Source organism: Nitrosomonas sp. Nm34 (assembly GCF_900113925.1).
Lineage (GTDB): Bacteria > Pseudomonadota > Gammaproteobacteria > Burkholderiales > Nitrosomonadaceae > Nitrosomonas.
On record NZ_FORD01000037.1, the window covers coordinates 1 to 17,401 of the forward strand.

General features: G+C 43.3%; 19 protein-coding genes, 1 tRNA gene and 1 pseudogene. 10 read left to right on the forward strand and 11 right to left on the reverse strand.

All coding sequences use genetic code 11. The annotated features are described in order from the left end of the window. The 9 genes and pseudogenes from BM283_RS20610 to BM283_RS12675 all read right to left on the reverse strand — a co-directional run. On the reverse strand, positions 1-137 hold a 137-nt coding region (locus BM283_RS20610; protein ID WP_217646521.1), incomplete at its 3' end, for an IS630 transposase-related protein. A 430-nt stretch (positions 138-567) separates the two neighbouring features. Beyond that, positions 568-1,956 carry a cytochrome C gene (locus BM283_RS12645; RefSeq protein ID WP_254776353.1) on the reverse strand — a complete coding sequence of 463 codons (1,389 nt, stop codon included), beginning with the start codon at positions 1,954-1,956 and terminating at the stop codon, positions 568-570. Between the two features lie 139 nt (positions 1,957-2,095). Then, on the reverse strand, positions 2,096-2,332 hold the full coding sequence (locus tag BM283_RS20050) for a hypothetical protein (RefSeq protein ID WP_254776354.1): 237 nt from the start codon (positions 2,330-2,332) through the stop codon (positions 2,096-2,098). Positions 2,333-2,371: 39 nt separating this feature from the next. Then, a complete protein-coding gene (locus tag BM283_RS20055) occupies positions 2,372-2,659 on the reverse strand; it encodes a Y-family DNA polymerase (RefSeq protein WP_254776355.1) in 288 nt (95 codons plus the stop codon). A gap of 86 nt (positions 2,660-2,745) precedes the next feature. Continuing rightward, positions 2,746-2,852 (reverse strand): annotated as a pseudogene (locus BM283_RS20615) (hypothetical protein); the annotation flags it as partial. A gap of 90 nt (positions 2,853-2,942) precedes the next feature. Further along, positions 2,943-3,080 carry a transposase gene (locus BM283_RS12655; RefSeq protein ID WP_302848297.1) on the reverse strand — a complete coding sequence of 46 codons (138 nt, stop codon included), beginning with the start codon at positions 3,078-3,080 and terminating at the stop codon, positions 2,943-2,945. A gap of 258 nt (positions 3,081-3,338) precedes the next feature. Next, a complete protein-coding gene (locus BM283_RS12660; protein ID WP_090693667.1) occupies positions 3,339-3,902 on the reverse strand; it encodes a winged helix-turn-helix domain-containing protein in 564 nt (187 codons plus the stop codon). 722 nt (positions 3,903-4,624) lie between these two features. After that, positions 4,625-4,717 (reverse strand) — tRNA-Ser (locus BM283_RS12670). A gap of 64 nt (positions 4,718-4,781) precedes the next feature. Then, positions 4,782-6,014, reverse strand: coding sequence for an aspartate kinase (locus BM283_RS12675; protein WP_090693669.1), 1,233 nt, complete (start codon positions 6,012-6,014; stop codon positions 4,782-4,784). A 186-nt stretch (positions 6,015-6,200) separates the two neighbouring features. On the opposite strand from BM283_RS12675, the gene BM283_RS12680 reads away from it, so the two are divergent. From BM283_RS12680 to BM283_RS12700, 5 genes are all read left to right on the forward strand, one after another. Then, positions 6,201-6,650 (forward strand): hypothetical protein, encoded by a 450-nt coding sequence (locus BM283_RS12680; RefSeq protein WP_090693671.1) that lies wholly within the window; start codon positions 6,201-6,203, stop codon positions 6,648-6,650. Positions 6,651-6,809: 159 nt separating this feature from the next. Beyond that, positions 6,810-7,421, forward strand: a complete 612-nt coding sequence (locus BM283_RS12685) for a ubiquinone biosynthesis accessory factor UbiJ (protein WP_090693673.1) — start codon at positions 6,810-6,812, stop codon at positions 7,419-7,421. Between the two features lie 93 nt (positions 7,422-7,514). After that, positions 7,515-9,041, forward strand: coding sequence for a ubiquinone biosynthesis regulatory protein kinase UbiB (gene ubiB / locus BM283_RS12690; RefSeq protein WP_090693675.1), 1,527 nt, complete (start codon positions 7,515-7,517; stop codon positions 9,039-9,041). A gap of 249 nt (positions 9,042-9,290) precedes the next feature. Next, entirely contained in the window at positions 9,291-9,599 is a 309-nt protein-coding gene (locus BM283_RS12695; RefSeq protein ID WP_090693678.1) for a (2Fe-2S) ferredoxin domain-containing protein, read from the forward strand. 35 nt (positions 9,600-9,634) lie between these two features. Continuing rightward, positions 9,635-10,267 carry an alpha/beta hydrolase gene (locus BM283_RS12700; RefSeq protein ID WP_090693681.1) on the forward strand — a complete coding sequence of 211 codons (633 nt, stop codon included), beginning with the start codon at positions 9,635-9,637 and terminating at the stop codon, positions 10,265-10,267. Between the two features lie 19 nt (positions 10,268-10,286). On the opposite strand, the gene BM283_RS12705 is transcribed toward BM283_RS12700, so the two are convergent. Further along, complete coding sequence (locus tag BM283_RS12705; protein WP_090693682.1) at positions 10,287-11,189, reverse strand: LysR family transcriptional regulator; 903 nt, start codon at positions 11,187-11,189, stop codon at positions 10,287-10,289. 209 nt (positions 11,190-11,398) lie between these two features. Here BM283_RS12705 and BM283_RS12710 point away from each other — a divergent pair, with 209 nt between their 5' ends. The 5 genes from BM283_RS12710 (at position 11,399) to BM283_RS12730 (ending at position 16,896) form a co-directional block, all read left to right on the forward strand. Next, positions 11,399-12,820: a form I ribulose bisphosphate carboxylase large subunit gene (locus tag BM283_RS12710; protein WP_090693684.1), complete on the forward strand. Its 1,422-nt coding sequence runs from the start codon at positions 11,399-11,401 to the stop codon at positions 12,818-12,820. A gap of 68 nt (positions 12,821-12,888) precedes the next feature. After that, positions 12,889-13,245 (forward strand): ribulose bisphosphate carboxylase small subunit, encoded by a 357-nt coding sequence (locus BM283_RS12715; RefSeq protein ID WP_046850589.1) that lies wholly within the window; start codon positions 12,889-12,891, stop codon positions 13,243-13,245. Between the two features lie 121 nt (positions 13,246-13,366). Then, positions 13,367-14,170 (forward strand): CbbQ/NirQ/NorQ/GpvN family protein, encoded by an 804-nt coding sequence (locus tag BM283_RS12720; protein WP_046850590.1) that lies wholly within the window; start codon positions 13,367-13,369, stop codon positions 14,168-14,170. Between the two features lie 43 nt (positions 14,171-14,213). Then, positions 14,214-16,541 (forward strand): nitric oxide reductase activation protein NorD, encoded by a 2,328-nt coding sequence (locus tag BM283_RS12725; RefSeq protein ID WP_090693686.1) that lies wholly within the window; start codon positions 14,214-14,216, stop codon positions 16,539-16,541. A 52-nt stretch (positions 16,542-16,593) separates the two neighbouring features. Further along, a complete protein-coding gene (locus BM283_RS12730) occupies positions 16,594-16,896 on the forward strand; it encodes a hypothetical protein (RefSeq protein ID WP_090693689.1) in 303 nt (100 codons plus the stop codon). Positions 16,897-16,958: 62 nt separating this feature from the next. Here the strand turns inward: BM283_RS12730 and BM283_RS12735 are convergent, their stop codons facing one another. After that, positions 16,959-17,366: a hypothetical protein gene (locus tag BM283_RS12735; protein WP_090693690.1), complete on the reverse strand. Its 408-nt coding sequence runs from the start codon at positions 17,364-17,366 to the stop codon at positions 16,959-16,961. Positions 17,367-17,401 lie beyond the last annotated feature (35 nt).

Sequence of the window (17,401 nt, forward strand, 5' to 3'; positions counted from 1 at the left end):
ACAGGCTTTTTTTTATAAGTCACACTCAGACGCTTTAAAGCATGATTAATGCCTTGCTTGCTGACACCCAACCGTTTGGCGCGCTCGTACTGATATGCGTCCGGATAATTCTTGACGTCCTGCGCCAATATCTCCATGTTGATCCTGGTAGGCAGGCTTGTTGCGGCCGGTACTGGGATCGGGAGTCTTGATCCAACGCGTCACACCGGCCACATCTCTACCAGAAACGCCTCGCTACTTGCGCGATAGTAAGATTTTCCTTCTCTCGAACAGATAATACTTTTCGGCCAAACGATATCGGATAGGTCATTCCTAAACTAGGATCAATTTATAGGGGGTACTATATCGCTCGAGCAAATTTCAACTTAATGGAATATAATCATACTGCCAAGCGAAGGGCTTCGATTTCTTGAATGGGTTGACAATCAAAATTTAAATACATCAGAGACAGAATGATTGAACTAATACAAAAAATGTACTAGTTCAGCAATATCATTTATTATCAGTGATCTCAAACTTGGGCTCACAAATAATTTTTTCGGAAAAAATTATGGTGCAATATGTTTTTTAAAATGCCAACCAAGCATTCAGATAAATGGAGTCATTACCCGCTGCATTACGCCCAAAACCGTCATAATTCGTGTTGCCGCCATTAAATCTAAAGTAATGCGTATATAAGGCAGCCAATCTAAGGTTTGCAAGGGTAGATAAAAGAGAAGTGCTTTTCCCAAATGGGGTATAGCTTACTTCGGCCATAAATGCCTGGCTATTGGGTCTTCCAGCCATACTGCCACTAATAGGATCTTCTGCTGCATATATGATGTTATCTGAAGTTCCCGCATTTTGAACATAGCCTAAATTGAGCGAATAAGTTTGAAGGAAAGTGTAGGCGCCTCTGAGTTTAACGACATCGAGACTGCCATGTTTTTTTTCAGCCAGACCTAGAGCCGCACTAGCTTTAAGATCTCGCTCTTCGTGTATATAAGTGGCGTTGAGCTCAAAAATATGGGTGGGGTTAGCCAGATACTGATATGTTATATCGAAGCCAAAATCGGTGAATTGATCCGTACCTGCACCTTTAAGGCGCTGTGGATTGACATTACCTTGCATGCCAAAGTGTCCAATTGCAGTATAATGCCCGTTCCAGTCCTTCTGTAACGCAACCCGCCAATAAGGTGCGCCTCCATTAATTTTGTTTGCTTCCTCGTCAAACGTTCCAATTCCTTTCTGAATATTTTTTGGCAGGCTGGTATATCCGCCTCCTTCAACGTATAAAAGATTGTTCCACATGGTATATGCGGTGGCTCCGACAAGTTGGCCTCCAAGCGAGTCAATTAAAGATACGCCTGCTGAAGGGCTTGGCGCAAGTTCAGATGAGGCCCAAGGAAAACCCCATGTAGGTGTGGTATTCCAGAGATCTGAAACGGTAGGTGAATTGTTTACGCTGACACCGTAAACAAAATCATTGCCTGACAAAATTGAATGATCTGCCGCGCGAATTTCGGTATTGTCGAGTAGCCATTTATCTTCCACGCCATCATAAGTTCCTTCTATGAAGGTTCCTATCTTGGGAGCAATGCGGCCGGCCAAAAAGACGGCTGCTTCATCTATGGTCCCATTATTGTTGGAGCCAAAGCGCTCAGAAGCTCCACCGGGTTGACCTTCGTTCGTATGAGTAAATGACCCACGTATCATCGCGGATATCGGTGGGATAAATCGCGCACTATCATTCTTGTCTGCTTTAACTGCGGTATATCCTCGTAATTTGAAGTTCCTACCAGTAGGAGTAAGGTTTGGGCCGAAAGACTGCACATGGCAAGAACTACACGGCATACCAGTTTGTCGTGCAAAGCTCGGTAGGGCATTGGCATCATTGCTTGGTAAGAGCAGCGCGAATGTTGCTAAAAGCACTACAACAATAGCGGTACAATTCATTGGAACAATCATCACTGCCATGGCGAGAGTCCTTATATAAAAGTTATTTATAATACACATAAGAATGTGCAAAAAATGTGAAAATTATGTCTAATAATTAAAAAATTTCAGGTTAAAAATTGATATATATCAAAGAAACATTAAATATAAATAGCTGTTATTAGGTTAAAGATTGATATATGCGATTCTGGTATAAATACCTGTTGCATTTAAATGCTGGCTGATACTTTGTCCCCACGCCCCATACCTCACCCACTTCGATAGCCGTTAGCAACGCATCCAATTGGCTGGAGGGTATCGCGGCGAGATCACATACGCCATTGAATTCGGGCTGCTTCTTGGCGATATGGTTGGCCAGTTTAGCCAATGTCTTGATGGCGCCAAAGCCCACACACACTGGTAAGCTGGTCCACTGATGTATACGGTTACGTATCGACTAGCCCATCTCCGTAGCAGCTGGCCAGAGTTTGCCTAACACCTGTAAACCCAGAAAACATGCGTCGATGGAATAAACCTCGACATCGGGGCTAAAATCACGCAGGATGGTCATCACTCGGTCAGACATATCGCCGTAGAGCGTATAGCTGGACGAAAGCACAATGATGCCATGCTGCTTGGCCAAATCCTTGAGCTGGAACCAGGGAGTATCCATTTTGACACCGATCGCTTTGGCCTCGTTGGAACATGCCACCGCGCAACCATCATTATTCGCAGACCACTGCATAACTAGATTTTTAGAGTTTTTCTTTATATGTAGTGCTTATAAAATCAAAGACTTAAAGATACGAAATTATCCAAATAACCAGTTATGCAGGAGTCTAATTCGAGAGCACCACCACCGGCCGGTTGACCAGGTACGGATTGAAGGCGCGCTCGCAACTGACGTAGAAATTATTCACATCCACCAACGCAAACATCGATTAACTGGTAGTTATTCCATTTCCATTTCATAAGTGAATTTATAATCCAAGGCCAGCAACGATGGAATGGACACACTCACGATCTTTTTACAGGTCGCGCATTGCTGCTTCCAGGTGATTTTCAAGTGTATCCAAGCTGTCGAATACACGGTTATGGAATGATTTCTCCCGTAGCTCATCCCAAATATTCTCCATAAGATTGAGCTCTGGTAAGTAGGGTGGCAGCCTGCCTCATCGAGCGCTAGAACCATTCTGTCATTGGGATGACACGCGACGCTACCTCATCCAGAAATAGCTGCCTGCAATCGCTATTAACCTGAGGCAGGATAAGCGTATCCAGTTCACCATCAGCCACAAAGACAGCGGCATAAGCATAGACCTATTCCTGAGTGATGATTGCTTGACATAGCGGTCGTATAGGCTTGGGACATCAACCTCGGCGTGTATCAGAAACACGCCCAAAGCAGGCTTCATCCTGAAATATCAGGCGCAGCTGTCCTTCTGCTTGCCACTCCTGGTCAATTCCTGTGAGGGTATCTTGAAGTTTTTTTTCCACTCGTCTTGAGTGAGCACGTCTGCTTTGGGATGACGCTTGTCAGGAGCCAACTTGCGCCAGCCATGGCGGTGCAGCAGGCTGTAGGTGGCGGCGAGCGACGTCTTGCGCTTTAAGCGGGCGTCCAATGCCTGCTTGATTTCGCTCATAATCAAAATACCTCCTGCCGATGCTTTTTCTATAAAAGGCGCCAGAAAGGTAACTTCTTCTTCACGGGAAAGATTCTGGCGCCGTCGTCCACCACGGGTGGGCCTGGTTGTGTCACGCATGCCGCCATTGCGAATAAGACGCCTTCGAAGCTGGCACGCCCAGCCTATTGAAGTACCTATAGCGGTAGCTGTCTGCTCCATTGATAAGCCAAGCTCCAAAGGTAGCACTACAGCCTGTGCTTGCTTTAATTCTTCTATTGTTCGGGCATTAACCAATAGTGTCTTTGCTTGTTCCAAAACTTCTTTACCACTTGCCACTCGTGCCATCACTATACTTCCTTTCATAAGTTGCTACTATTATTTCACTTATGAAGTAGAAATGGAATGACATATAATCTTGGCTTCATATTCGTTCGGTACCAGTCGACGATTGTCAACATCACAGCCGGTGCCCCCCCATTATCAACATACCCTTCCGTTTACTCACGGCGATCATCAGGGATACGCTCGTCGGTAACTTCACGCTCGAACTGGGCAAAAGGTAGAAAAATGTTCAGCATCAACTGGCCCATTGACATCTTGGTGTTGAACTATTAATCACCGAGGAGAACGGTATCCATTCCGCTCAAAGACTCCCAGTATTATGGAAAAAAATCCTCTAAGCAGCTCGAGAACAAAAACATTCTTGCCAACTTCAATATTGTTCATCGGGCGCTTCCGAGCTGAGGAAGCTATTTCCCGCTGGAATAATGGTAAATATCATGATCGTCAGTGAACGAAAGCAATTCATCGGTAGTCAGCCTTACGAAAAAGTATTTTTACGTAGTGTGGAAAGTTACTACGCTGATAGTTGGCTTGAGATTAGGCCATTATGGCTTACTACAAAGGATCGAACCCTTAACCATCAATGTCAGTTCCACTTAAGATTAATTATCGAAACTGTCAGATCAATTTCAGAGCTTTTATAAGTGATATGTAGTCAGGTTGTACGACAGTACGGTAGTAGGTACGGTAGAAATATCTAATAGATTATATTTCATCCATAACCAGTCACTTACATAGATAAGTGGCGGAGAGAGAGGGATTCGAACCCTCGATAAGCTTTTTGAGCCTATACTCCCTTAGCAGGGGAGCGCCTTCGACCACTCGGCCATCTCTCCTTGAGAGCCGCAAGGATAACGGGTTAAAAATGTCAGGTCAAATTTTTTATGATTTTTTGCGGCTTTATTGAGCCCGATCTAGATCAAAAGCCTTATGCAGAACCCTGACTGCAAGTTCCATATATTTCTCGTCCACTACTACTGATATCTTAATTTCTGAAGTTGAAATCATCTGAATATTAATTCCTTCCTCAGCCAAGACACGAAACATCTTACTAGCAATACCCGCATGCGAACGCATGCCCACACCTACTACTGAGACTTTAGCAATTTTATCACCACCAATGACATCTCGTGCACCAATATGAGGCAAAATCTTATCCTTCAATATACCCATTGTATTGGTAAATTCGCTACGATTAACAGTAAAGGAGAAATCAGTAGTTCCGTCGTGGCTTACATTCTGAATAATCATATCCACGCCAATATTGGCATCAGCGACAGGACCAAGAATTTGGTAAGCAACACCCGGATGATCTGGTGCACCCAGTATGGTTATTTTTGCTTCATCGCGATTAAAAGCAATGCCTGAAATTACAGCCTGTTCCATAATATTATGATTTTCCTCAAAAGTAATCAGTGTGCCTTCTCCTTCTTCTTCAAAGCTAGAAAGCACTCTGAGCTTAACTTTGTATTTGCCGGCAAATTCAACTGCACGTATTTGTAATACCTTAGAACCGAGACTGGCCATTTCGAGCATCTCTTCAAAGGTAATTGTTTTTAATCTTCTTGCTTCTGGTACGATACGAGGATCGGTGGTATAAATACCATTAACATCTGTGTATATCTGGCATTCATCAGCTTTAAGCGCTGCTGCAAGCGCCACGCCAGTAGTATCCGACCCCCCTCGCCCTAGCGTAGTTATATTATTAGCTTCATCAATGCCTTGAAAACCGGCAACTACCACAACGTATCCCGCTTTAAGATCAGATCGAATCCTGTCTTCATCTATTTTTAGAATTCGTGCTTTGGTGTATGCGTTATCAGTTAATATTCTAACTTGTGCGCCTGTATAACTCTTGGCTTTAACATTAAGCTCTTTCAATGCCATCGCTAATAATGCAACGGTAACTTGTTCACCAGTAGAAACCATTACATCTAATTCACGAGGATCAGGATTAGTTTGAATTTCTTTAGCTAATGTAATTAGGCGATTAGTTTCTCCGCTCATAGCAGAGACTACTACCACTAATTCGTGACCCTGAGCATAGTATTTAGCAACACGTCGGGCTACATTTTTGATACGCTCGGTACTACCAACCGATGTCCCACCATATTTTTGAACGAAAAGAGCCACTGAATTACCCGATCTTACTTAAAATGAAAATAATTGAAACCAATTTCAATTTTACACATTTCTTAAAAAGAACACTATCTCCTTACTATAAATTCAAATAAAAAATCGCTTGCGAAATCGTTATGTTGGCTTGTAATATGCCAATAAGGACTTTCATCATGTTGATACCAACTCATAACAAAAAACATGGCCGATCAGAAATATATCATCAGGCAACAGGATAAAAATACTGCGGTAAACTTTATTGATGATCAGATAGCGAGTAAATCATATTGGTTAACTGCAGATGATACTCAACGCCTAAGTGCTGAGCGTGAATATCGAGATGCGAAACACGATTCTATAACACTTAATAAATGGTGCCAAAAATGGTTGAATGAAACCCAGTGGGTACAGCTAATAAATGTAATTTGTATTGAAAGGAATCGCATTGAAAGTCAAAAGCATAGATCACCACTTAAAGTTATCAGTATAACGCATACAGCATGGCAAATTCTTTCCGAATTAGCAAAACATGATGATATGACCATTTCTGAAGTCATCATCAACAGATTGGGAAGTAGCCGGTTAGATCCATATAATGGCACAGAGCTTAGTAAGCTTAGTAATTATAGTAATAATTCAAATCAATCCTGAAACAATATCCACTAATACGTGTTTTAACCATTTTGGATAAAATTAATTCGAAATTACGTTATCACAATAAGTTCTACGATAAGATAAGCAAGCTTTAGCTTAAAAACAACCTCATCGCTTGCGCAGCATGACTAGCAAGTTATAATTATTCAATTACTTATGTTACCATCTATTGCCATTGCTGCTTTTAATCATGTATTAGACGGAGAATCATGGGCATGCAGGCGTCTACAATCTTTCGCAGGGAAATCTTTCCATCTTTCCATTTTCCCACTCGTTGATGTGAACATAGTGATACAAACTGATGGGAAATTAGCCATAGCCCCGCCGGCTGGTACCAGCACAGACACTACCCTTAGTGTCGCGCCAAGCTTGCTACCTCGTCTGATTTCTCACGATGAAAACATTTTTCATGAAATCAAGATTACGGGAGATACTTTATTTGCGAATGAATTACTATCCACTGCCAAAAATCTGCATTGGGATATTGAGCAAGATATAAGCGTCATTTTTGGCGATGTGCTTGCTCACCGCCTGGTTGAAACCGGGAAAGATTTAATTCATTGGCAATCAGAAAGCATGCATAATCTACCTCAAGTGCTGACCGAATATCTTACAGAAGAAAAATCTATTTTACCCAACCAATTTCACATGGATCGCTTTACTACTGAATTAAATTCATTACAAGATCACGTGACACACCTGGAAAAACGAATTTATCGTTTAATTAGTTTATTACCCGTCAAAGCAGAAAAAAATATTTCTTTATAAATAGGGAGTAATAAAGCGACTTGGAAAAGAGTGAATAATAATTAGTCATCTAATCGATCTATTATTCAGGTTCTTTGTCAGCCATAAGAATAAATGCTTATTTTTCGCTTCTTAAAAATTATTCTAATCGGATTTCGTTTTGGCTTAGATGACATTTTACTTAGCCATCCTCGTTTGCGATTACTGAGACCAGTCTTCACGTTAGTGCCTTTCAGGGCACGTCTCAAATTACCCCGCGCAGTGCGTTTGCGTCTGGCGCTGGAAAAATTGGGGCCTATTTTTGTCAAATTTGGTCAAATGCTCTCGACTCGTCGGGATTTATTAGCTCAGGATTTTGCTGATGAACTGGCAAAACTTCAGGATCAAGTCCCTCCGTTTCCTTCAAATTTAGCCATTGCCACCTTAGAAAAAGTTTATGAAAAACCAATCGATGAAGTATTTTCTAAATTTCAGAAAGAACCCGTAGCCAGCGCATCAGTCGCTCAAGTTCATTTTGCAACTTTGCATGATGGCACGAAAGTTGCCATTAAAATTTTACGCCCTGATATCGCACCTGTCATTGCGCATGATATTGCCTTGATGGAAACAGGTGCATGGTTACTTGAAGCAATCTGGCCAGATGGTAAACGCTTAAAGTTACGTCAGGTAGTAATAGAATTTGCACGTCATTTGGCAGATGAGCTTGATCTAGTTCGTGAAGCTTCCAACTGCAGTCAATTGCGACGCAATTTCTTAGACTCCTCCTTACTATTCGTGCCAGAAGTTTATTGGGATTATTGTCATTCAGAAGTCATGGTTATGGAACGTGTACAGGGTATACCTATTAGCCATGTCGAGGTACTTCGTAAGCATGGTATTGATATTCCCCAGCTAGCACGTGTCGGCGTTGAAATTTTTTTTACGCAAGTATTTCGGGATGGTTATTTTCATGCCGATATGCACCCAGGTAATATTTTTGTTGGATTGGATGGGCGCTATATTGCAATAGATTTTGGCATTATGGGAACGCTCAGTGATGAGGATAAAAATTATCTCGCACAAAACTTCCTAGGCTTCTTTCGCCGTGACTATAGACGAGTAGCACAAGCACATATCGAAGCAGGCTGGGCTCCAAGAAATACAAGGGTCAACGATTTTGAGGCGAGTATTCGCGCTGTTTGTGAACCCATTTTTGATAAGCCGCTGAAGGAAATTTATTTCGGACGTGTCTTGTTGCGATTGTTTCAGGTCTCACGTCAATTTAATGTAGAAATTCAACCTCAACTTGTCTTATTACAAAAAACCCTGCTCAATATTGAAGGGCTTGGGCGTGATCTTGATCCTGATCTTGATTTGTGGAAAACAGCAAAACCATTTTTGGAAAGCTGGATGTCGGAGCAAATGGGTTGGCGTGGCCTGGAAAGCCATATTCAAAAAGAAGCGCCTAACTGGGCGAAGATGCTGCCAGAAATTCCACGCTTAATACACTATCAGCTAGGCCAAGAGCGTGCTCAAATAATGGAAGAGAGACTCACTGAACTGGTCGCGCAAGAAAAAAAACAAAGCCGTTTGCTTGCCTTAGTAGCCGTATTGCTCGCGGCCCTGCTTGCTGCCCTGGTATTCACACAGCTCTATATTTAAAATAAAAAAATTACATTTGCTAACTCCTATTTTTGAATGATAAGGTTATAGTGCTTCTTAAAGTTGTAGCCATGTAATTTAGTGCTTTGCTAATTAATCGTATAATACGATTAATGATGTCAGCCTACGTCAGCTCTGATCAATCCTTTATCTTGGTAAAGCAATTTCCATAATGCCTCAAGTATTGAATTACACACAGAGATGGCAGCATAGCCAGTTATGAATTGAAATCAAATTGAGATTGCTCCGATGACTTATTATCATAAACATGTTTTTTTCTGCGTCAATCAACGCAAAGCTGGTGAAGCCTGCTGTAATGATCATAACGCCCAAGCAATGCGTGATTATGCGAAAGACCGTATTAGCGCACTTAACTTGAGTGGTAAAGGAAAAATCCGCATTAACAATGCTGGCTGCCTTGATCGTTGTAACGAAGGACCTGTCATTGTGATTTACCCGGAAGATATCTGGTACACCTATATTGACGAGGAAGATATTGATGAGATTATTAATGAGCATTTGATCAACGGCCGTATTGTTGAACGTCTAAAAATTTGAATTTTGCCGCATCTACTTTCATCAGATAGATAGATTTGAAAACATCGATTGAACATAAGTCATTTGTTAACGGCCCGGTTGGCAAACTGGAAACGGTGGTCTTAGTTCCAGCTTCTAAACCTCGCGGAATTGCCATCATTGCTCATCCACATCCGCTTTACCATGGCAATATGGATAATAAAGTCGTATATATTCTCTCTAAGGCATTGATTGAATCAGGTTATATCACCGTTAAATTCAATTTTAGAGGAGTGGGTGCGAGCGAAGGGAATTATGCCGAAGGTATTGGCGAAGTGGAAGATGTGCTGGCGGTCGCTCAAGCTATCCGTCATCAATATGACATTGCCCCCTATCAATTACCATTATTACTCGCTGGCTTTTCCTTCGGTGGAGCGATACAAACCTTCGCCGCCCAACAACTTACCCCCCACAAACTGGTGCTCATCGCACCTTCTGTTGATCGCCTGAATGCGCCCGCTGTCAACAATCATGCAGATAGCGTACTCATCGTACATGGTGACCAGGATGATATTGTTCCTCTGCGCTCTATTCTTAAGTGGGCCACACCGCAAACAATTCCTGTGATCGTCATTCCAGGGGCTGAACATTTTTTCCATGGTAAACTCACCACCCTTAAGCAAGTAATTTTAAATGCTTGCCAAGTGTAGCTTATCCTTCGCAATTCTTTCAGGGCATTAAACCTGATGCTTCTCTCAGCAAAAAATCCTTGAATGTCTTCGCTACATTTGAAAAACGCTTATTTTTGCGATGTACGATATACCAATGACGCATAATTGGAAACCCTTGTACATCCAGCACTTTGAGTCGGTTTGCCTCCAACTCCAATTCGATTGTATGTTGTGACATGATACCCAACCCCATGCCTGCTTGAACGGCTTGTTTGATTGCTTCAGTAGTATCCGCCTCCATCCCTTTGTGGATTTTGATCTGCTGTTCTGCAAAAAACCGCTCCATCGCACTGCGTGTTCCAGACCCCGGCTCACGTACCAGAAAAATTTCCTGTTCAAGGCGTTTTACAGGAATTTGCTGCCTATCACACAGGGGATGATTAGGCGGCGCAATGATGACCAGTGGATTTTCCATAAAAGATTCAGAAATGATATCCAACCCTTCAGGAGGTTGTCCCATAATTGCCAGATCAGTTAAATTATCTGCCAAATGTTTTAGTACAGTTTCTCGGTTAGAAACGTTAAGGCTCACTGTCACGCCGTGATAGCGCTGATAAAACTTGGCTAATAAGTGGGGAGCAAAATAATTAGCCGTACTCACTACTGAAATATTCAATTTACCTCGCTCCAATCCTTTCAACTCATCCAGAGCAAGCTCCATATCAGCCAATTGCTGTGCAATCGCACGGCTATACTGATACAACTCCTGCCCTGCTTCAGTCAGGTATATCCGCTTGCCCATTTGTTCAAATAAAGGAAGCGCTACATTATCTTCAAGTTGCTTGATCTGAATCGAAACAGCAGGTTGCGTCAGGAACAGCTCCTCGGCAGCCCGAGAAAAACTTAAATGACGGGCGACCGATTCAAATACTTTCAATTGACGAAGAGTAATATGCAACATAGACTAAATTGGGAGTGAATAAAGATGTTATTTGATATATAAATAATATCTTATCATAATCATCAAAATTATTAATTTGCTCTTATGTTTAATTCTTAATATAGTAGTTACTGAATTACGAATAGTCTTTTTTTAATAACATTTCGTCCTGTTTTTTTCTCTAACTGGAGGAATTATAGGCAGGACTCCCACTAACAGGAGATAGTAAGATGGCTGTTAAAACCTATAGTGCCGGTGTTAAAGAATATCGGCAAACCTACTGGGAACCCGACTATAACGTTCAAGATACCGATATCCTGGCCTGCTTCAAAATCACTCCTCAACCCGGTGTTGACCGTGAAGAAGCAGCAGCGGCAGTTGCTGCTGAATCCTCCACTGGAACCTGGACGACAGTATGGACTGACCTATTGACCGATTTGGATTACTATAAAGGACGCGCCTACCATATCGAAGACGTGCCTGGCGATGATACTTGTTTCTATGCATTTATTGCCTATCCGATTGACTTATTTGAAGAAGGGTCAGTCGTTAATGTATTTACCTCACTAGTCGGTAACGTGTTTGGCTTCAAAGCAATTCGTGCATTACGTCTTGAGGATGTGCGCTTCCCGATCGCCTTTGTAAAAACCTGTGGTGGCCCACCTTATGGTATTCAAGCTGAACGTGACAAGCTCAATAAGTATGGTCGTGCATTGTTAGGTTGCACTATTAAACCTAAATTAGGCCTCTCTGCTAAGAATTATGGTCGCGCTGTTTATGAGTGCCTGCGCGGCGGCTTGGATCTCACCAAAGACGACGAAAATATTAATAGTCAGCCTTTCATGCGTTGGCGCCAACGTTTTGAATTTGTGATGGAAGCCATTCACAAAGCAGAACGCGAAACCGGTGAACGTAAGGGCCATTATCTGAACGTAACGGCGCCTACCCCTGAAGAAATGTACAAACGTGCTGAATTTGCCAAGGAATTGGGCGCACCTATCATTATGCATGACTATCTGACAGGCGGTTTCACTGCAAACACAGGTCTGGCTAACTGGTGCCGGAATAATGGCATGCTGCTGCACATCCATCGTGCTATGCACGCCGTACTGGATCGCAACCCTCATCATGGTATCCATTTCCGCGTATTAGCTAAAGCCTTACGTCTATCCGGTGGTGACCATCTGCACTCCGGAACTGTGGTCGGCAAACTGGAAGGTGATCGTGAAGCGACCTTGGGTTGGATTGACATTATGCGCGAATCCTTTATCAAGGAAGATCGTAGCCGTGGTATTTTCTTCGATCAGGATTGGGGATCTATGCCTGGTGTATTTCCAGTTGCCTCAGGTGGAATTCATGTTTGGCACATGCCAGCGCTTGTTGCAATTTTTGGTGACGATGCATGCCTGCAATTTGGCGGTGGAACATTAGGACATCCTTGGGGTAATGCAGCAGGTGCTGCAGCAAACCGCGTAGCGCTGGAAGCCTGCGTAGAAGCCCGTAACGAAGGCATACCAATTGAGAAGGAAGGCAAAGCTATTCTGACTCAAGCTGCCAAACACAGCCCAGAACTTAAGATCGCCATGGAAACATGGAAAGAGATCAAGTTTGAGTTCGATACTGTCGACAAGCTGGACGTAGCACATAAATAAGTAGCCTACTTGTTTCTCTGAATTAGGATGATTCAGAGAAACTTTTACTGATTATCTGGAGTTTAAGAATGTCTGAAATGATTGATTATAAGAGTCGTCTGAGCGATCCAGCCAGCCGGAAATTTGAAACCTTTTCCTATCTGCCTGCATTGAGCGAGGAGCAAATCAGGAAACAAGTTGAGTATATCGTGAGCAAAGGCTGGAACCCTGCGGTCGAGCACACTGAGCCAGAATACCTCATGAGTAATTACTGGTATATGTGGAAATTACCTATGTTCGGTGAAACGGATGTAGATCGTATTCTTGCAGAGGCTGAAGCGTGCCACAAAGCAAACCCAAATAATCATGTTCGCTTGGTTGGTTATGATAATTTCTCCCAAAGCCAGGGCACAGCGATGGTTATTTACCGCGGTAAAACTGTTTAATCGCACAGCACGGGATATCCGTTTTATCAGCCCCCGTTGCTGAAAAGTAACGGGGGTCTTATTTTGTACTGAATTATCAAGAATATGATCTACGCCTTACGTGTTAACGCTGGAGAATGAAATGAGCGACGCTATCGAGCAATACCTGATCAAAAATGAACCTTACTACCATCCGGTTGCTGATGAAGTAACGCTGTATGAAGCAGCTTACTCAGCCCGGATACCGATGATGCTTAAGGGTCCTACTGGCTGTGGTAAAACCCGTTTTGTTGAATTCATGGCATGGAAACTCAAGAAACCCCTTATTACCGTAGCTTGTAATGAAGATATGACCGCTTCTGATTTGGTGGGAAGGTTCTTGCTGGATGCACAAGGTACACGGTGGCAAGATGGACCATTGACCACTGCTGCGCGCTATGGTGCGATTTGTTATCTGGACGAAGTAGTTGAGGCCAGGCAGGATACCACTGTCGTCATCCATCCTGTAACCGACAGCCGCCGGATATTGCCTTTAGAAAAAAAAGGCGAGTTAATCAATGCACATCCAGATTTTCAGCTAGTTATTTCCTACAATCCTGGTTATCAGAGTTTGATGAAAGATCTGAAACAATCTACCAAGCAGCGCTTTGGGGCATTGGATTTTAATTATCCGGATCATGACACCGAAACAGAAATTGTGTCACATGAATCTGGTATTGATAAAGCCATCTCCACCAAGTTAGTATCAATCGCGGAACGTGCCCGCAACTTAAAAGGTCATGGACTGGACGAAGGGATTTCTACTCGCATGCTGATCTATGCAGGTAACTTGATTGCCAAGGGTGTGGAAGCTCACGCTGCATGCCGCGTAGCACTCGTTCGCCCTATCACGGATGATCCTGATATGCGCGATGCACTGGATGCAGCCGTAGCGACCTTTTTCTAATAAGAAATTCATTTTCTTTAGACTCATTTTTACAAGATACGGTATGAGCGTTAACCTGACTGACTACAAAGAGTTACTGGAATCATTGCCATCAGAATCTATGTCATTGCTTGAGAATACTTGGCATGATGCGACTAAAGTTTTCTCGCCCCGAGGACTTGATAATTACTTGAAAGGAGCGGCTGCTCTGCAAGGACTTGGACGTGGACGCTCACTGGTGGACACATGGGTTGGTGAAGCTCCGCAGGTTGCTAAAGAAGTCGGTGAAGATGTCATCAGTGACCTTGCAACCACGGCCTTGATGCTTGCATCAAAAACTTCTGGAGCCGTGATTGAACTTATCATTGCAACAGCGGCTACTGCAGCCAAGAGACTTGGCGACGCAGATTTATTTCGTAACTATCTTCAGTTTGTCAGCACTCTCGTTGCTCAGGCACCTCGTGGCGTTCGTCCGATGCTGGATAAACTCGATGTTTTACTCGGCCAACTAACGCTTGGCGGCCTGCGTCGATGGGCATTATGGGGAGCACATGCTCATCGCACCAATTACGAGGAACAGATCCAGTATTTCAGTTTAAGCTCAAAGGAATCACAGGCAGTTCTCCAAAAAGAAAGAAAAGGCACGCTATTTGTTGATATCCAGCGCCGCATCAACATTTACTTACGTGCTTTGTGGGCTCGTGATTTCTTTATGCGCCCTACCTCAGGAGACTATGAAACCCGTCAAGGCTATCGACCTTATATTGAAAATTACCTTATTCATCTACCTGATGCCTATGACGCTCATGGTGAAATTGCAGCAAGTGAAGTATACCGTGCTGCAGCTGCTCATGCAGCAGCGCATCTGGTAGAAACGAAATCTCCTATTTCTGCCGAGGCTCTGAATCCGTTACAAATGGCGGTTATCTCAGTTATTGAGGATGCCAGAGTAGAAGCACTCTCAATCAAGCGCTTCCCAGGTTTGCGCCAGATCTGGTCAAGCTTGCACGATGCGACGCCTGACATGAAAACTACAATCGGTGATTTTCTCAATCGGTTGGCACGTGCACTGCTCGATCCTACTTATGAGGATAACGATGAGTGGGTAATGGAAGGCCGTTCTTTATTTACTCAAGCGCAGGGGCGCTTGGAAAATAATCAGACTTCTTGGGACATCGGCGTCCAGCTTGCCCACAAGATCATGGACAAGAGAATCGCGTTCAATCCCCGCACCGATATTTTGACAGCACCTTATCTGGACGATAATCGCTATTTCTGGAAGTTTGAAGAATTCGATTTTGAACAATCGCTAACCGCCGGCTATGAAGAGCCCAAACAAATACGCAAGTACGTCAGCGTCATGGAGTTGGCTAATGAAGTCGATGTTGAAACGGCTGGGGATGATGCCCAGGAAATCTGGGTGATGGGAACAGAGCTCTTTCCTTATGAAGATAGCGGCGTTTCTTACAACGAACTGGAAGGTAAAGAACCTGTTTCCCCACCCTATCATTACTCAGAATGGGATTACCAGATTCAGTTGGAACGCCCTGCATGGGTCACGGTTCAGGAAAAACGGGCTAAATGGGGCGATATTCAAACAATTGATAACATTGCTGTTCAATATAAGCGTGAGATTTCGCGTATGAAATTTTTGCTCGACGCCATGCAGCCACAAGGGGTGCAACGCATCAGAAAACTGGAAGATGGCGACGAAATCGATATCAATGCAGCGATTCATTCCACGATTGATATTCGCATGGGCCTGCAACCTGATCCTCGTATCATGATGCGCTCTGTCCGTAAAATACGTGATATATCCGTCTTAGTGCTGCTTGATTTGTCGGAATCCACAAATGATAAAGTCTCTGGGCAGGACTTTTCAGTGCTGGACTTAACCCGCCAAGCGACTGTATTGCTCGCCGACGCCATCAATAAAATTGGCGACCCCTTCGCAATTCATGGGTTTTGTTCAGACGGCCGGCATGATGTGGAGTATTATCGATATAAAGATTTCGATCAGCCGTATAATGAAATTCCAAAAGCCAAGCTGGCAGGCATGGCAGGACAGCTGTCGACGCGTATGGGCGCCGCTATTCGACATGCCAGCTATTACCTGAAATCACAACGATCCAGCAAGAAACTATTACTGGTCATTACCGATGGCGAGCCTGCAGATATTGATGTGCGTGATCCTCAGTATCTGCGTTATGATACTAAAAAAGCTGTGGAAGAAGCTGGTCGTGCAGACATAATCACCTATTGCATGAGCTTGGATCCGCGTGCCGATCAGTATGTTTCACGTATCTTTGGTGCACGTAATTATATGGTAGTTGATCATGTAGAGAGATTGCCAGAAAAATTACCGTTACTTTATGCTGGATTAACTCGGTAAATTTTTCATTTAGGAAATACTACACATACTTTTATGCTTTTTTATCAGTAGGATGAACGAACAATTTTACGTGGGCATTAATGAAGATACACATGGTGGTCTAACCCATCTCGGACGCATCGTCATCGATGCCTGGATTTTTGGCATCTTGCCAGAATCGGAAACATGTGCAGGCTGGAGCCAGTCGCAAATGCAGAATCTATATGAAAAAGTTTATGCCGCATGGGAGCCATATGCTCATTTGCCTAGCCGCTTACCAGCTGATTTACAACAACGGCATATTAAGCTTTATTCAGAAATTATCGATATTGCAAAAAGTAAAGGATGGAATGCAGAACTGGGTGAGGATGACTGAACGTAAATAGAAAGTGCGTTTAAACCTGTGCTCACCACGAACACGTGATGAGCACTTAGTCCTTAACTTTGAGCGACAGGAAATTTGATTACTCGCGCAGGTGTTTTGGGGACCTGCTTATCGGCAAGTAATTGCAATGCTTTTGGAAATTCCTTCTGAAGCCTTAGCATAATATCTGCTTGATTCTCTCCATAATAAACGACTTCATATGCTACCGGCTGACTAAGATTAGTGCGATCTTGGGAGTGGAAATTCTGCCATGCAATGTCAATCCAGCATTTACGTTCGCCATCGATAAAAATGAATTCTTCCTTGTCCAGAATAGCCAAATACTGCATGGACCGAATGGGAACAAATAGATAATTATCAGCACAACGAGTAAGTAGCTGGCGTGCTAGGTTATAAGTGCTAGCAGGTAGAAAATGAGATTCCCGCTTGATCTCAGTATCGCGATAACAAGTAATCTCCATTTGTCAATTCTCCTTCTATAATTTTCGAGATTAGA

What these genes read in the sequence shown, in the direction of transcription:
- BM283_RS12720 (WP_046850590.1), top strand. Translation starts at nt 13,367, where the DNA reads ATGAGCGACGCTATCGAGCAATACCTGATCAAAAATGAACCTTACTAC.
- BM283_RS12695 (WP_090693678.1), top strand. Translation starts at nt 9,291, where the DNA reads ATGACTTATTATCATAAACATGTTTTTTTCTGCGTCAATCAACGCAAA.
- BM283_RS12725 (WP_090693686.1), top strand. Translation starts at nt 14,214, where the DNA reads ATGAGCGTTAACCTGACTGACTACAAAGAGTTACTGGAATCATTGCCA.
- BM283_RS12680 (WP_090693671.1), top strand. Translation starts at nt 6,201, where the DNA reads ATGGCCGATCAGAAATATATCATCAGGCAACAGGATAAAAATACTGCG.
- BM283_RS20055 (WP_254776355.1), bottom strand. Translation starts at nt 2,659, where the DNA reads ATGCAGTGGTCTGCGAATAATGATGGTTGCGCGGTGGCATGTTCCAAC.
- BM283_RS12710 (WP_090693684.1), top strand. Translation starts at nt 11,399, where the DNA reads ATGGCTGTTAAAACCTATAGTGCCGGTGTTAAAGAATATCGGCAAACC.
- BM283_RS12730 (WP_090693689.1), top strand. Translation starts at nt 16,594, where the DNA reads ATGAACGAACAATTTTACGTGGGCATTAATGAAGATACACATGGTGGT.
- BM283_RS12645 (WP_254776353.1), bottom strand. Translation starts at nt 1,956, where the DNA reads ATGGCAGTGATGATTGTTCCAATGAATTGTACCGCTATTGTTGTAGTG.
- BM283_RS12705 (WP_090693682.1), bottom strand. Translation starts at nt 11,189, where the DNA reads ATGTTGCATATTACTCTTCGTCAATTGAAAGTATTTGAATCGGTCGCC.
- BM283_RS12685 (WP_090693673.1), top strand. Translation starts at nt 6,810, where the DNA reads ATGTTACCATCTATTGCCATTGCTGCTTTTAATCATGTATTAGACGGA.
- BM283_RS12715 (WP_046850589.1), top strand. Translation starts at nt 12,889, where the DNA reads ATGTCTGAAATGATTGATTATAAGAGTCGTCTGAGCGATCCAGCCAGC.
- ubiB (WP_090693675.1), top strand. Translation starts at nt 7,515, where the DNA reads ATGCTTATTTTTCGCTTCTTAAAAATTATTCTAATCGGATTTCGTTTT.
- BM283_RS12660 (WP_090693667.1), bottom strand. Translation starts at nt 3,902, where the DNA reads ATGAAAGGAAGTATAGTGATGGCACGAGTGGCAAGTGGTAAAGAAGTT.
- BM283_RS12735 (WP_090693690.1), bottom strand. Translation starts at nt 17,366, where the DNA reads ATGGAGATTACTTGTTATCGCGATACTGAGATCAAGCGGGAATCTCAT.